The sequence below is a fragment of the Pseudonocardia humida genome (assembly GCF_023898865.1).
Taxonomy (GTDB): Bacteria; Actinomycetota; Actinomycetes; order Mycobacteriales; family Pseudonocardiaceae; genus Pseudonocardia; species Pseudonocardia humida.
Map to the genome: position 1 here is coordinate 18,517 of NZ_JAGSOV010000046.1, position 14,149 is coordinate 32,665.

Consider the following 14,149-nt stretch of genomic DNA (forward strand, 5'->3'; position numbering starts at 1 on the left):
GAGAGGAAACCGACATGCCATCCCCATTCCCCACCCCGATGCTCGATCTGGAACGCCGGCCGGGACGGCCCGCCGTGCTGCGGGTGCCGGCCACGGGCGACGCGCCGGGCTGGGCGGCCGCGCACCGCGACGCCCTGCGCGCGGCCGTGCTCGAGTACGGCGCGGTCCTGGTGCGCGGGCTGGGCCTGCGCGACTCCGCGCAGGTCGCCGCCGTGTTCGCCCGGCTGACCCACCACCTGATGGGCGAGGCCGAGGCGTTCGCGCCGCGCCAGAGCCACCCCGGCGGTGTCCACTCGTCCACGAAGTGGCCCGCCAACCAGCAGATGTGCATGCACAACGAGCTCAGCTACACCCTGGAGTTCCCGGGGATGATGCTGTTCGCCTGCCTGACGGCGCCGGAGACGGGCGGGGCCACCGGGGTGGCCGACTCGTCGGCCGTGCTCGACGCGCTGCCCCGCGACCTGGTCGCCCGGTTCGAGCGCGAGGGCTGGCTGCTGACCCGCTGCTACAACGACGAGATCGGCGGGTCGTTCGCGGAGGCGTTCGGCACCGAGGACCGGACGCAGGTGGAGCGCTACTGCCGGGCCAACGGGATCGCCTTCCAGTGGCAGCCGGACGGGGCGCTGCGCACCTGGCAGCGCCGCAGCGCGGTGGTGCGCCACCCGGTCACCGGTCGGCGCAGCTGGTTCAACCAGATCGCCTTCCTCAACGAGTGGACGCTCGACCCCGACGTGCGCGAGTACCTGGTCGACGTCTACGGCCCGGACGGGCTGCCGTTCACCACCCGCTTCGGCGGCGGCGAGCCGATCGGCGAGGACGTCGTGGCCCTGCTGAACGGCGTCTACCAGGAGCACACCGCGCGCGAGCCGTGGCAGTCCGGCGACCTGCTGATGGTCGACAACCTGCGCACCGCGCACAGCCGCGAGGCCTACACCGGCCCGCGCGAGGTGCTCGTCGGGCTGGCCGACCCGGTGCGGCTGGCCCACTGCGCCCCGACCGTGGACGTGGGTGCGCGATGACCGTCGCACCCGAGACCGCGGCCGGCACCGCCCCCGCGGTCGGCGCGCCGACGTTCGCGGTGATCTCCGGTGGGCAGGTGCAGCGGGCGCTGGAGGGCCGCGAGGCCGAGGTCGTCGCGATGGTCGAGGAGGCCTACCGCTGGCACGGCGAGGGCGACTCGGTGAACCCGCCGTCGTACTTCCTGCGCTTCCCCGACCGCCCCACCGCGCGGATCATCGCCCTGCCCGCGTCGCTGGGCGGGCGGGCCCGGGTCGACGGCCTGAAGTGGATCTCCAGCTTCCCGGAGAACGTCGCCGCCGGGATCCCCAGGGCGTCGGCCGTGCTGATCCTCAACGACCGCGAGACCGGCTACCCCTTCGCGGTGCTGGAGAGCTCGATCATCAGCGCCGCCCGGACCGCGGCGTCCGCGGCGCTGGCCGCCGACCGGCTCAGCCGCACCCGGACCCGGCCGCGGCGCGTCGGCTTCATCGGCACCGGGCTCATCTCCCGCTACATCCACGGCTTCCTCGCCGGCACCGGGTGGGAGTTCGACGAGATCGGCGTGCACGACCTGTCGGCCGACAGCGCCGCGGGCTACCGCGGCTACCTGGAGCGCTCGGGCGCCACCGGCCGGATCACCGTGCACGACAGCGCGGAGGCGCTGATCCGGTCGAGCGACCTGGTCGTGTTCGCCACCGTCGCGGCGCGCCCGCACGTCCACGACGTGGAGTGGTTCGCGCACAACCCGCTCGTGCTGCACGTGTCGCTGCGCGACCTCGACCCGGAGATCCTGCTGGCCTCGACGAACATCGTCGACGACGTCGAGCACTGCCTCAAGGCCGACACCTCCCCGCACCTGGTGGAGCAGATCACCGGCAGCCGGGACTTCCTGGACGGCACGCTGGACGACGTCCTGGCCGGGCGGGTGGCGGTGCCGGCCGACCGGCCGGTGGTGTTCTCCCCGTTCGGGCTGGGCGTGCTCGACCTGGCGGTCGGCAAGTACGTCTACGACCGGGTCGTCGGGTCGGGCGAGCTGCGGGTCGTCGACGACTTCTTCCACGAGCTGCGCCGCCACGGCTGAGCCCGGGTCGCCGTGCGCCGGCCCGCGGCCGGCCCGCGGCGACCCCGACCGCCCGCGCGGTCAGCCGTCCAGGTCGAGGACGGTCAGCGTGCCGCTGTTGAGGTTGGTGACGTAGCCCTTCGTCCCGTCCGGCAGCACGGCGATGCTCGTGGGCGCGTCGCCGGTGGGGACGGTGGCGACCGGCTGGAACCCCTCGGTGGCGATCACCGTCAGGTCGTCGGAGTCGACGTTGACGACGTAGAGGTGCCGCCCGTCGGGCGCCCAGGCGAGGTCCTGCGGGTGCGTGCCCACCGGGATGGTGGCCACCACCTGGTCGGTCGTCGTGTCGATGATGCTCACCGAGTCGCTGCCGTAGTTCACGGCGGCCACCAGCGGCAGGCCGGGGTGCACGGCGAGGCTGTGCGGGTTGGTCTGCACCGGGATCTCGGCGAGCACCGTCCCGGCGCCGGTGTCGAGCACGCTGACCAGGTCGGACTCGTGGTTCGCCGTGTAGGCCCGGGTGCCGTCCGCGGAGAGCTCCAGCCGGTGGGGGTGCGGATCGACGCGGATGTCGTCGACGATCTCGTCGCTGCCGGTGTCGATGACCGAGACGGTGCCGTAGCTGGGCACGTAGATGCGGGACCCGTCGGGCGAGACGTCCAGCCCGAACGGCGGGGAGCCGACCGGGATGCTGGTCAGGACCGCGTTCGAGGCGGTGTCGAGCACGGCGAGGCGGTTGGTCGAGGTCTCCGGCTCGGTCGAGACGCCGACGTAGAGCTGCGCGCCGTCGGGCGAGAACGCCAGGAGCTGCGGCGGCCCGTCCGGGACCGCGATGGTGGCGGTCGCCTGGTCGATGGTGGTGTCGACGACCGTGACGACCCCGGCCGCGCGGTTGGCGACGTACGCGGCCCTGCCGTTGGGCGCGATGGCGACGAAGCCCGGCGTCGGGCCGACCGGGACCTGCGCGCCGACCACCGGTCCGGGTGCGCTGGCGACCGGCTCGGGCGGCACCGACGGGGTCGTCTCCGGGTACTGCGCGGCCGGTGAGATCACCACCGTGCTCGGCACCGGCTCGGCCCGCGGCGCGCCGGCGGCCCGGCTCTGCACCAGGAGGTAGCTGATGGACGCGGCCAGCAGGACCAGCGCCGCGGCGGCGGCCGCGACGACCAGGACGCGCCTGCGCCGCTCCGCGGCGTCCGGCGGCGGTGCGGACGGCTCGGGGCCGGGTGGGGCCGCGAGGCCGGAGCCGGCGCGCGCGGGAGCCGACCCGCCCGGCGGAAGCGGTTCCACGTGGTCGTACCCCGACCCGGCCGGTGCCCACGCCGCGTCGGGCCAGGCGGGTGGCGTCGCCACCGACGGCCCGGCACCCGCGAGCGACCCCGGCGCGCGGGCGGCGTTCGGTGCCCGGGGGTAGGGCATGCGCGGCGCCACGGTGCTCCGGCCGCCGCGGAACCCGGCGGGCGCCGGGTCCAGCTCGGCCGCGAGCGCGGCGGCGCCGAGCGCGACGGCGTACTCCGGATGGGTGTCGACCAGCGTCGGGCGACGCAGCGCCTCGGTGATCATCCGGGCGACGAGCGGGATCCGGGAGGAGCCGCCGACCAGCAGCACCGCGCTGAGCTCGCTGCGGTCGACCCGCGCGGACTGCAGCGTGCGGATGAGCGCGCCGATGGTCGACTCGACGTGGGGGCGGATCATGTCCTCGAACTCGGCCCGGGTGAGGCGCACGTCGAAGTGCCGGTTGGGCAGGAACACCGGGATGGTGGCCTCGGTGTCGACCGACAGCGCCTCCTTGGCCAGCGTGCAGTCCTGGCGGAGCCGGGCCATCGCGGTGCCGGTCTGCGGGTCGGCGAGGTCCAGCTCCGAGAGCGCCCCGCCCGAGACGGCGTCGATGTGGGCCAGCACGGCGTCGTCGAAGTCGTCGCCGCCGAGGCGCTCGATGCCCTGCGGCACCCCCAGGATGTCGATGCTCGACGTGCGCTTGCGCAGCACGGTGACGTCGAAGGTGCCGCCGCCGAGGTCGTACACGGCCACGGCCTCGCCGTCGCGGAGCCTGCCCGCCGCGGCGTGGTGCGCCACCGCGGCCTGCGGCTCGGTGGTCGTCTGCGCCCGCGGGATGCCGGCGAGGTGCGGGACCTCGTCGAACAGCTCGCGGCGGTAGGGGCCCCAGCTCGCCGGATGGGTCAGCACGACCCGGTCCGGGGGGCCGCCCTCGGTCGCGCGGACCCGCGAGACGGCGTCGGACAGGACGGCGGCGAGCAGGGAGGTGACCGGGTGCCGCGACCCGCCCAGCAGCACCGGTGCGGGGTCGCCGAGGCGGCGCTTGAACCCGCGGCCCACGCGCTGCGGGTCGCTCACCGCACGGCGGTTGGCCGCGTCGCCGGTGACGATGCGGCCGTCGTCGCGGGCGAACACGACCGCGGGCGTCACCACCGTGCGGTCGCCGAGGGTGAGCATCTCGACGCGCGTCCCCCTGGCGACGGCCGCCGCCACGAAGGTCGTGCCGAGGTCGACCCCCAGGCTGTACGACACTACCGCCTCCTCCTCGTGACGCCCTTCACGTTACGAGGAGTCGTTGGGCGCGAGTGATACGTAACGGTCGTTCGCAAGGGACAACCACCTGCGGCGCGATCAGCCCCGTCTGGCGGCATGCGCCTGCCCCGACTGGTGGTGGGCCGACGGGGCGGGGGTGAACCCTACCCGCGGCGGGGGGCGCCCCCCTGTGGTCACGCTGCGCAGAGGTTCACACTCGCCTTATGACGCTAGAGTCCGTGCCACCCGGGGCGGGCCCCGCGTCATCTCCACTCCCCCCGTCCGGCTCGCGACCGACCGGGTGCACCGGCTCGCGCCCGGCCGGTGAGGACGAGGCGCGCCTGCGCCGCAGCGCCCACCGGCAGTGGATGCGCCGCCGCGACCTCGAGCGCCAGCTGCACGACGGCGCCGCGCTGCGGATCTCCGCGCTGGCGCTGCGGCTCGGCCTGCTGCGCCACCGCAGGCCCGACGACGACCGGGAGCTGCAGGACGCGATCGACGACCTGCAGGGTGAGCTGCACGAAGTGCTCCAGGAGCTGCGCGAGGTGGCGGGCAACCTCTACCCGCCGCTGCTCGACGAGGTCGGCCTGGGCCCCGCGCTGCGGGAGGTCGCGGACCGCTCGCCGGTGCCGGTGCGGATCGACGCCCCCGACGAGCGGTTCGGCGCCGCGGCCGAGGGGGCCGCGTACTTCACGCTGCTCGGCTGCCTGACCGCGCCCCCGAGCCGGCGCATACCCGAACAGACCAACGCACCAGCCGCCAGCCGGGTGATCGATGTCGTCATTCGTCGCGAGGGCGACGCCCTCGTGGTGGTCGTCGGCGGTGTCGACGCCTGCCATGCTGCTGCGATCCACGACGGAGTGCGCCTTCTGGGCGGGACCGTCGAGGTGGGGGCCGGGGCCCTGATCACTGTGAGGATCCCATGCGCGTAGCGCTCGCCGAGGACGGCGCCCTGTTCCGGGAAGGGCTGCTCATGCTGCTCAAGGCGGCGGGGCACGAGATCGTCGCGTGCGCGGCAGGCGGCGACGAGCTCGTCGCCACGCTGCGCGGCTGCCCCGCCGACGTCGCGATCCTGGACATCCGGATGCCCCCCGGGCCCGACGGCGGGCTGGTGACCGCGGAGCGGCTGCGGGCCGCGCACCCGGACATGGGCCTGCTGTTCCTGTCGCACTACGCCGAATCGCACTACCTGCTGCGCATCCTGCAGATCGGCACCGACGCCATCGGCTACCGGCTCAAGGAGAAGGTGGGCAGCGTCGAGGTGCTGTCCGACACGCTCACGCGGATCGCCGCCGGTGAGATCGTCATCGAGCCGGTGCTGGCCAAGCGCCTGGTCGAGCGGCCGCGCGCCGAGCGCAAGAGCCTGGTCTCGTCGCTGTCCGAGCGCGAGACCGACGTGCTGGCCCTGATGGCCGAGGGCCGCTCGAACGGTGGAATCGCCGCCCAGTTGTTCGTCACGCCCAAGGCCGTGGAGAAGCACATCGCGAACATCTTCGGCAAGCTCGGGCTGCACGCCGACACCTCCGAGCAGCACCGGCGGGTGCTGGCCGTGCTCACGTACCTCCGCGCGCAACGTGACGGCGAGTAGCGGACCCTTCGTGAACCGGGCACTCGCGGCCAGAGCGCTGCGGCTGCTGCTGGTCGCGAGCTGGACGGGCGCGGTCTTCGCGGTGGTGCTCGCGCTGGACCCGCTGGTGTGGGCGGGCCAGCGGGTGCTGCTGCCGTTCGTCGCCGCGGGAGTGGCGGCCGTCGGGATGGTCGCGGCCAGGGAGCCGATGGACCGGCTCGTCCGCAGGCTCACCCGCCACCGGTTCACCACGCCCTACTCGGTGCTCGCCCAGACGACGGCGCGGACCAGGGCCCGCTCCCTCGGGCAGGCGCTGCCCGGCCTGGCCCAGGTGCTCGCCGACGGCACCGGCGCGCAGCGGGCCGCGCTGTGGCTGGTGGTCGAGGGCAGGCTGCTGGAGGTGGCGGCGCACCCGCCAGCCGACGGGCCGGTTCCGATCGCGGAGAACCTCGCCGTGCTGCTCGCCCGGCCGGGCACCGACCACGTGGTGCCGGTGCTGGACGGGACCGTGCTGCGGGCCGCGCTCGTGATCGACAAGGCCGACGCCCCGGTCACCCCGGCCGACCAGCGCCTCATGCGGGACGTCGCCGACGGCGCCGGCCTGCTGCTGCGCAGCGTGCAGCGGCGCGCCGAGCTGCAGGAGCGCGTCCGCCAGGCCGCCGAGCTCGCCGACCAGCTCGGCGAGTCGCGGCGCAGGCTGACCCGGGCCAGGGAGGTCGAGCGGCAGCGGCTGGGCGCGGAGATCTCGCACGCGACGACCGAACGGCTCGAGGTGCTGCGCACCGCGCTGCGGGAGGCCACCGACGACCTGTCCGCCGCGCCGCGGCGACCCGGCCCGGCGGAGGAGGCGCTGGCGCGGGCCCGCGCCTCGCTGGACGAGCTGCTGGCGCGGTTCCGGGTGATCGCCCGCGGGGTGTACCCGGCGGTGCTGCGCGACCTCGGACCCGCCGCCGCGCTCGAGGAGGTGCTGGCCGACCTGCCCCGGGAGGTGCGGCTGACCGGCGAACCGGGGTCGCGGCTGGCCTGGGAGGTCGAGTCGGGCATCTACTACCTGGCCGCGGCCGCCGTCACCCACCTCGCGGGCCGGCCCGCGCACACCGAGCTGCACCTGCGCCTGGAGCACCGCGACGGCCGGCTGTCGGTGCGGATCGACGATCCCGAGCTGGGTCCCGGCTCGGCCGCCGCGCTGCGCACCGAGCTCGCCGGCGACATCGAGCGGTTGGCGGCGCTGGGCGGCGCCGTGGAGGTCACCGAGTACGCCGCGGGCACCACGGTGCTGGCCTGGCTCCCCGACCGGCTGGAGCCGCTGGTCGGCGCGGGGACGGCGACGTGACGGGCGTGCTCACCGCCGTGCGCGCCACCATCACCGGCGGCGCCCACCGGGGTGCGGGCCTGGCCGCCGCCACCGCCCGCGCAGGCCTCGGCGTGCTGCTGGTGCTGAGCGCCGCCGTCTCGGTGATCTGGCTCGTGCTGGGCGTCGTCGCGGCGGCGGTCCGGTACTCGCCGCAGGTCGCCGCGTCCCTCGGGGCGTCGGGGAGCTGGTGGGCGCGCGCGGCCGTGGACGCCGCACCGGCCAGCGGGCCGCTCGGCCAGCTCGGCCTGGACTACGGGTTCAGCACCCTCAACCTGGTCCTCGCGGTCGTGCTGATCACCGCGGGCCCGCGCACCTGGTCGATCCGGCTGCTCGCGGTCGCGCTGGCCGGCTCGGCCGGAGCGTTCAACATGCAGGCGCACGCCGCCTCCCGCGGCCTCGAGCAGGCGACCGGGCTCACCGCGAGCGGCGTGCACGGGGCCGTGCTGCTCGGCACCGCCTGCGCCGCGTACGTCCTGGCCCTGCTGCTGTTCCCGACCCCGCCGTGGGACCTCATGTCCGAGGGCTGGCCGGTCCGCCGGGCGCTCGTGGTGGTCGGCACCGCGGCCTTCGCCCTGGTCGGCCTGGGCGCCGCGCTGCTCCCGCACACCGCGAACTGCGTGCTGTTCTTCGGGTTCGTCGTCCCGGTGGTGGGGCTCGTGGTGCTGCCCCGCCGCGTCCGCCGCGGCCCCGGCGCCGCCGCCCGCACGCAGGCCCGCCTGCTGTTCAGCATGGTCGTCGGCGGCTTCGCGGTGATGGCCGTGCTCGCCGTGGTCACGCTGCTGCTCGACCTGCTGGGCGCCGCGCCGTACCTGGCGCTGGTCGAGCCGACCGAGCCCCGGTCGGGGACGGACACGGCCGGGCCCGTCGGCGACCCGACGGCGCTGCTGTTCTGGTTCTCCCGGCTGGCGTCGGCGGCCATCGCCGTCGTCGTCCTGCTCGCCGCGCGCCAGGACCGGTTGTGGACCGCGGAGCACTGGTTCAGCCGCGGCCTCGCGGTGCTGCTCGTGGGAGCGGTCGGTGGCGGGGGCTTCGTGCTGCTGGGGGCGCTCGCCGACGGCGTGGTCGACGCCGGGGTCGCGGAGGTGGCCGCGGGGGTGGCCGCCGCGGTGGCCCTCGGCCCGCTGTGCATCCGCGTCGAGCGGCTCGTCGACCGGCTGCTCTACGGGCGCCGCCCGGCCCCGTACCGGGTGCTGGCCGACGTCACGGCGCTGCTGCGCTCGAGCGCGGCCTCCTCGTCCGGTTCGGCCCCCGACCTGGCCCAGGTCGCCGAGGCCATCGCCCGCGGGCTCGGCGCGGGCGTGTGCCGGCTGACCGTGCGGCGGCCCGGGCTGCGCGACCGCCGCTACGAGTGGGCCGATCGCACCGGTGGCTTCGACATCGACGACCTGGTCGAGGTCCCCGTCCGCCACGGCGACGAGCAGGTCGGGGCGCTGGCCGTGGACCGCCAGGCGGTGTCGGGCGTCAACGCCCAGCGCGAGCAGCTGTTCACCGACATCGCCGACGGCCTCGGCGTGGTCCTGGAGGCCAGCCGGTCGGCGATCGAGCTCGAGCGGCAGCTGCGCGCGGCGCTCGCGCACGCGGAGGAGATCGCCGTGTCGCGGCGCCGGGCGGTCGCCGAGATGGACAGCGAGCGGCGCCGCATCGAGCGCGACCTGCACGACGGCGCCCAGCACAACCTGGTGTCGCTGCGACTCGCCCTCGGCCTGGTCGAGCACCACCTCGGCACCGGTGAGCTGGACCTCGCGCAGGAGCGGCTCGGCGTGCTGACCGAGCAGCTCGCCGCCGCGGAGGCGGTGCTCGCGGCCACGGCCGACGGCGTGTCCTCGCAGGTGGTGGCGCAGGAAGGGCTCGTGCCCGCGCTGCGCGCCGAGCTCGCCGCCGCGCACCCGCCCATCGACGTCGAGACCGACGGCGTGCCCGACGGCAGGCGGTTCCCGGCCGATGTGGCTGCGGCCGTGTGGTTCTGCTGCACCGAGTCGGTGGGCAACGCGCGCAAGCACGCCGCGGGCGCCCCGGTGACCGTGCGGTTGGCCGAGCGGGCGGGCGCCCTCGCCTTCACCGTGCGCGACGAGGGACCGGGGTTCGACCCCGCCGCGGACGCCGCGGGCGGGCGGGGCCTGCGGAACATGGCCACCCGGATCGCCGCGGTGGGCGGGGTCGTCACGATCCGGTCGGCACCGGGGGCGGGCACCACGGTCGAGGGCTCCGTCCCGGTGCCCCCGGAGGGCGGGTCCGCGGCCCCGCCCTCCGTCGACGAACCCACGGTGCCCACGACCGCGCGCGGGTCCGCGGCCACCACCGTGCTGATCGCCGTGCCCCAGCCCGAGCCGACCGCCGTGGTGACCCCGGTGCCCACGGCCGTGCCCGCTTCTGGGCCCACTCCTGGACCCACCGCCGTGCCCGATGTCGAGGCGCCGACCGTGCCCGCGTTCGACCCCCCGACCATGCCCGCCGTCGACCCCGTCGCCGTGCCCGAGCCGCCCCGGGAACCGGCGCCGGAGTCCGCCCCGGAGGAGGTGGCCGCGGACCTCCCCCTGGAGCTGCCCCGACTGGCCGGCCAGGTGCGCGCCCTGGCCCGGGCGACCTGCGTTGCCTACCGCGGCACCCCCGCGCAGTCCCGCGTCGACGACCTCGCGCACCGGCTCGACGAGCCGCTGCGCATCGCGGTGCTCGGAGCCGTGGACGACCTGCGGCGGATGTTGGTGGAGGCCATGGTCGGCACCCCCGCGGTGCCGCCGCCGCCGGCGGCGCCGGTGCCCGTCCGCTACGTCTACGGCGACGAGCGCGTCGAGTCCGGCCCCGCCGCGGTGGTCGCCCTCCCCGCTCCCGCGCTGCGGGCGATGACGCTCATCGACGTCCCGACCCCGCGGGTCCGCGGCCCCGAGCGCCTGTCCGCCGAGGCGCTCGGCCAGGTCCGGGCCCTGGTCGGGACCGCGGGCGGCGAACCGCCAGGAGCCGACGCGTTCGTGCTGCTGCTGCACTACGGGCGGCCCGCCGACATGGCGCTGCTCGACCTCCTGCACGCCGCGGGGCAGCGCGCGATCGGGGTGCTGGCCCGGGCGGACGACCCGACCGGGCAGGGCGGCGCGGCCGCCGCGGAGTACGCCGCGGACCCCGCCGTGCGCCGGGTCTGCCACACGGTCGTGCCGGTCGCGCCGGCCACGGCCGTCGCCGCGGCCCGCCTCGGCGACGAGGAGCACCGGCTGCTGCAGCGGTGGGCGACCGGGGACCCGGCCGACACGAGGGACGCCGCCACCGCGCTGATCGACCGGCTGGGCCCGCTGGGTGCCCGACGGGCGCTCGCGCTGGTGCGCTGCGGCGAGGGGGGCGGCCGCGCCGAGCTCGCGGCGGCGCTGGTGCGCCACAGCGGCCTGGCCGACCTGCAGGAGGTGGTCGCGTCCCGGTTCCTGCGCCGGAGCGATCCGCTGCGCACCCGGTCCGTGCTGACCGGGCTGGACACGGTGCTGGGGGCGTCGCCGCCACCCGGCGAGAGCGCCCGCTCGCTGCGCTACCAGCTCGAACGGGTCCGCGCCGGGGCGCACGAGCTGCGCGAGATCGAGCTGCTGGACGCGCTGCGGTCCGGCGAGCTGGGCCTGCCCGGCGACGAGCGCCGGGTGGCCGAGCGGCTGCTGGGCGCGGCCGGTGCCGACGTCCGGGTCCGGCTGGGCGTGGCCGTCGACACGACGGCCGGGCAGGTGCGGTCGGCGACGGCGCACCAGGCGGCCCGGTGGCGGGCGCTGGCCGCGCACCCGGTGGTCTCGACCCGGGCCCGCGAGGCCGCGCAGGTCCTGGTCCGCACCTGCGAGCGGCTGGGGGCCGAGGTCGACGACCCGGACCGGTCGGCGGGCGATCCGCCGGGGGAGGGGGAACGCCCCCGATGACGACCCCGCCTCAGGCGACGGCGTCGCGGACCCGACCCCGCAGCGCGGTCGTGGCCTCGTCGGCGGTGAGCTCGCCCAGCACCAGGTCGGTGCCGAGCTCGGCGAGCGTGCCGAGCAGGTCGCGGGCGGTCGCGGCCAGCCAGCCCGGTCCGCGCTCGGGTGCGGCGGCGGCCAGCAGGTCGCGCACCAGACCGGCGACGGCCCGGCGGCCGTCGCGGTAGTCGCGGTTGGTCTGCGGGTCGGTGAGCGCGAGCGCGAACAGCGCGCGGCCCGCCGCCTCGTCGAGCCGGGAGTCGGGGGTCGCGGGCAGCAGCGCGACCAGCGCGTCGGCCAGCGTCGTCGCGGCGTCGGTGGCGGGGTCGGCCACGGCGCCGCGCAGGCGCTCCCCGAGCCGGGCGGCCAGGGTGGTCGCGGCGAAGCGGACCAGCCGGGTGCGGTCGGGGAAGTAGTGCTGGACGAGCCCCTTGGACACGCCCGCCCGGCTCGCGGTCGCGCCGTAGCTGACCGCCCGGCCCTCGGCCAGCAGTTCCAGCAGCGCTCGGCCGATCGCCGCCCGCGTCCCGGGCTCGTCCATGCGGGCATCCTCCCAGCGTCCCCCTGCTACGATACGATCGTATCGTCAAGGAGGGGGACCGATGGCTGTCGGGGGATTCACCAGCACCGCGGCGCGCGAGCGGTTCGTGGCCGCCTACGACGAGGCGATGGCCGAGCTGCCCGCGCCGGCCGCCACCGACGACGTCGAGACGTCCTTCGGCACGGTGCGCACGTACCGGTTCGGGCCGGCCGAGGTCGGGCCGCCGCTCGTGCTGCTGCCCGGCACCGCGTCGAGCACACCGGTGTGGGCGGACAACCTCCCGTCCCTGCTGCGCATCGGGCTCCCCGTCGTGACGGTCGACCTGCTCGGCGAGCCCGGGCTGTCCGAGCAGACGCGCGCCATCACCGGCCCCGCCGACCAGGCCCGCTGGCTCGGCGAGACCCTCGACGGGCTGGGCCTGTCGGGCGTGCACCTGCTCGGCCTGTCGTTCGGCGGCTGGAGCGCGGCCAACCTCGCGATGCACCGCCCCGACCTGCTCGCCTCGCTCACCCTGCTCGACCCGGCCGGCACCGTCGGGCGGATCGGCGTCAAGGCCGTGCTGTTCTCGCTGGTCGCCACGCTCCCGCTGCCGAAGCGGGTGCAGCAGGCGAACCTCAGCTGGATCGCCGGCGGGGCCAGGGCCGAGGAGCACGCGGTCGGGCGGATGATCGAGGCCGGGATGCGGGGCTACCGCAGGGCGCAGCCCTTCCCGACGTACCCGACCGACGCGCAGCTCCGGGCGATCACCGCGCCGGCCCTCGTGGTGATCGCGGGCCGCAGCATCATCCACCACCCCGGCCGGGCCGCCGCCCGCGCCGGGCTGATCCCGAACGCGACGGTCGAGCTGTGGCCCGACGCGTCGCACGCGCTCAACGGCGAGTTCCCCGACCGGGTGGCCGACCGGGTCGCCGCACTGGTCGCCGCGGCCTGACGGGTTTCGCCAGGCAGGGGGACGCGGGCACCCCCGGGTGCGATGCCCGAAAAGGGTTCTTCTCTACCGTGTGTGGCATGAGTACCGTTCCGGTGGCCGCCGACGGTGGGATCGTCGGCTGGGTCGTTGGCCTCATGGAGACGCTCGGCGCGCCGGGGGTGGGGCTGGCGATCGCGCTGGAGAGCGTGTTCCCGCCGCTGCCGAGCGAGGTGTTCCTGCCGCTGGCCGGGTTCGCCGCCGCGCGCGGCGAGATGAGCGTGCTCGCCGCGATCATCTGGACCACGCTGGGCTCGCTGGTCGGCGCCCTGGTCCTCTACGGGGCGGGCGCCGCGCTGGGGCGCGAGCGCCTGATCGCCATCGCCGACCGGATGCCGCTGGTGGACGTGGCCGACGTGGTCAAGGCCGAGGAGTGGTTCGCTCGGCACGGCGCGAAGGCCGTGTTCTTCGGCCGGATGGTGCCGCTCGTGCGCAGCCTGGTCTCGGTGCCCGCCGGGCTGGAGCGGATGTCGCTGCCGCTGTTCGCCCTGCTGACCACGGCGGGCAGCCTCCTGTGGAACACCGCGTTCGTGCTGGCCGGCTACGGCCTGGGGGCGAACTGGGGCGTCATCGAGCCGTACATGTCGGTGGTCTCGAAGGTGGTCGTCGGGCTGCTCGGGGTCGCGGTGGTGTGGTTCGTCGTCCGCCGCGTCCGCGCCCGGCGCGCCGCGGCCGACGCGGTGGAGCCGGCGGCACCGCCCGCCGCCGAGCCGGCGGCCGTCGGGCCCGCGGCCATCGAACCGGTGGCCGTCGAACCGGCCGCGCCCGCCCGGCCCGTCGGGCCCGGCGTCGACGCCGCGACCGTCCGGATCGACGCGCCGACCGTGCGGATCGACCCGGGCGCGACCGTCCGCTTCGACCGCAGGGCCCCGCGCCCGCAGCCGGCGGTGCGCCGTCCCCACCACCCGCACCCGCACCCGCCCGCGCCCCGCCAGCCGCACCCGCCGGCCGGGCCGCGGGCCCACCCGCCGGCCTGGAACCAGCCCCGCGCGGCACCGAGCGACGACCGGCACCGCGGTTGAGCCGTCGCGGCACCCGCAGCCCGGGCGGCGCCGCGTAGACCAGCACGTTCGTGCTGGTGGTGAAGAGCACCGTCGTCGCGGGCGATCAGGTGGGCGGCCGGTGCAGGCTCGGAAGGGACCGTGTCCGAGCAGGAGGGGTACCCGCCCTCGCGGAAGACCAGATCCGCACGGAGCGCGACGACGACAGGTCGGCCGC

10 protein-coding genes are annotated in these 14,149 nt (G+C 76.4%); 8 read left to right on the forward strand and 2 right to left on the reverse strand.

The features are described from left to right. Positions 1-14: 14 nt before the first annotated feature. A complete protein-coding gene (locus KDL28_RS22050; protein WP_252441366.1) occupies positions 15-1,019 on the forward strand; it encodes a TauD/TfdA family dioxygenase in 1,005 nt (334 codons plus the stop codon). Next, entirely contained in the window at positions 1,016-2,080 is a 1,065-nt protein-coding gene (gene sbnB, locus KDL28_RS22055; RefSeq protein ID WP_252441367.1) for a 2,3-diaminopropionate biosynthesis protein SbnB, read from the forward strand. The genes KDL28_RS22050 and sbnB overlap by 4 nt, the downstream gene beginning before the upstream one ends. A 60-nt stretch (positions 2,081-2,140) precedes the next feature. Here sbnB and KDL28_RS22060 read toward each other — a convergent pair whose 3' ends face one another. Next, a complete protein-coding gene (locus KDL28_RS22060; protein ID WP_252441368.1) occupies positions 2,141-4,588 on the reverse strand; it encodes an Hsp70 family protein in 2,448 nt (815 codons plus the stop codon). Between the two features lie 368 nt (positions 4,589-4,956). On the opposite strand from KDL28_RS22060, the gene KDL28_RS22065 reads away from it, so the two are divergent. Genes KDL28_RS22065 through KDL28_RS41620 form a run of 4 tightly spaced genes read left to right on the forward strand, consistent with a single transcriptional unit; the run spans position 4,957 to position 11,390 of the window. Further along, positions 4,957-5,520, forward strand: a complete 564-nt coding sequence (locus KDL28_RS22065) for a sensor histidine kinase (RefSeq protein WP_252441369.1) — start codon at positions 4,957-4,959, stop codon at positions 5,518-5,520. Then, complete coding sequence (locus tag KDL28_RS22070; protein ID WP_252441370.1) at positions 5,511-6,176, forward strand: response regulator transcription factor; 666 nt, start codon at positions 5,511-5,513, stop codon at positions 6,174-6,176. Before KDL28_RS22065 ends, KDL28_RS22070 begins: the two co-directional genes overlap by 10 nt. Before the next feature lie 10 nt (positions 6,177-6,186). Next, positions 6,187-7,488 (forward strand): sensor histidine kinase, encoded by a 1,302-nt coding sequence (locus tag KDL28_RS22075; protein WP_252441371.1) that lies wholly within the window; start codon positions 6,187-6,189, stop codon positions 7,486-7,488. Next, positions 7,485-11,390 carry an ATP-binding protein gene (locus KDL28_RS41620; RefSeq protein ID WP_252441372.1) on the forward strand — a complete coding sequence of 1,302 codons (3,906 nt, stop codon included), beginning with the start codon at positions 7,485-7,487 and terminating at the stop codon, positions 11,388-11,390. The genes KDL28_RS22075 and KDL28_RS41620 overlap by 4 nt, the downstream gene beginning before the upstream one ends. Before the next feature lie 10 nt (positions 11,391-11,400). On the opposite strand, the gene KDL28_RS22085 is transcribed toward KDL28_RS41620, so the two are convergent. Beyond that, the gene (locus tag KDL28_RS22085) at positions 11,401-11,964 is read right to left on the reverse strand and encodes a TetR/AcrR family transcriptional regulator (protein ID WP_252441373.1); all 564 of its coding nucleotides are present in this window, start codon (positions 11,962-11,964) and stop codon (positions 11,401-11,403) included. A gap of 61 nt (positions 11,965-12,025) precedes the next feature. Between KDL28_RS22085 and KDL28_RS22090 the strand changes: the two genes are divergently transcribed. Together KDL28_RS22090 and KDL28_RS41625 are read left to right on the forward strand one after the other, a co-directional pair. Beyond that, positions 12,026-12,895 carry an alpha/beta fold hydrolase gene (locus KDL28_RS22090; protein ID WP_252441374.1) on the forward strand — a complete coding sequence of 290 codons (870 nt, stop codon included), beginning with the start codon at positions 12,026-12,028 and terminating at the stop codon, positions 12,893-12,895. 77 nt (positions 12,896-12,972) lie between these two features. Continuing rightward, positions 12,973-13,953 carry a DedA family protein gene (locus KDL28_RS41625; protein WP_308216041.1) on the forward strand — a complete coding sequence of 327 codons (981 nt, stop codon included), beginning with the start codon at positions 12,973-12,975 and terminating at the stop codon, positions 13,951-13,953. Positions 13,954-14,149: the final 196 nt, after the last annotated feature.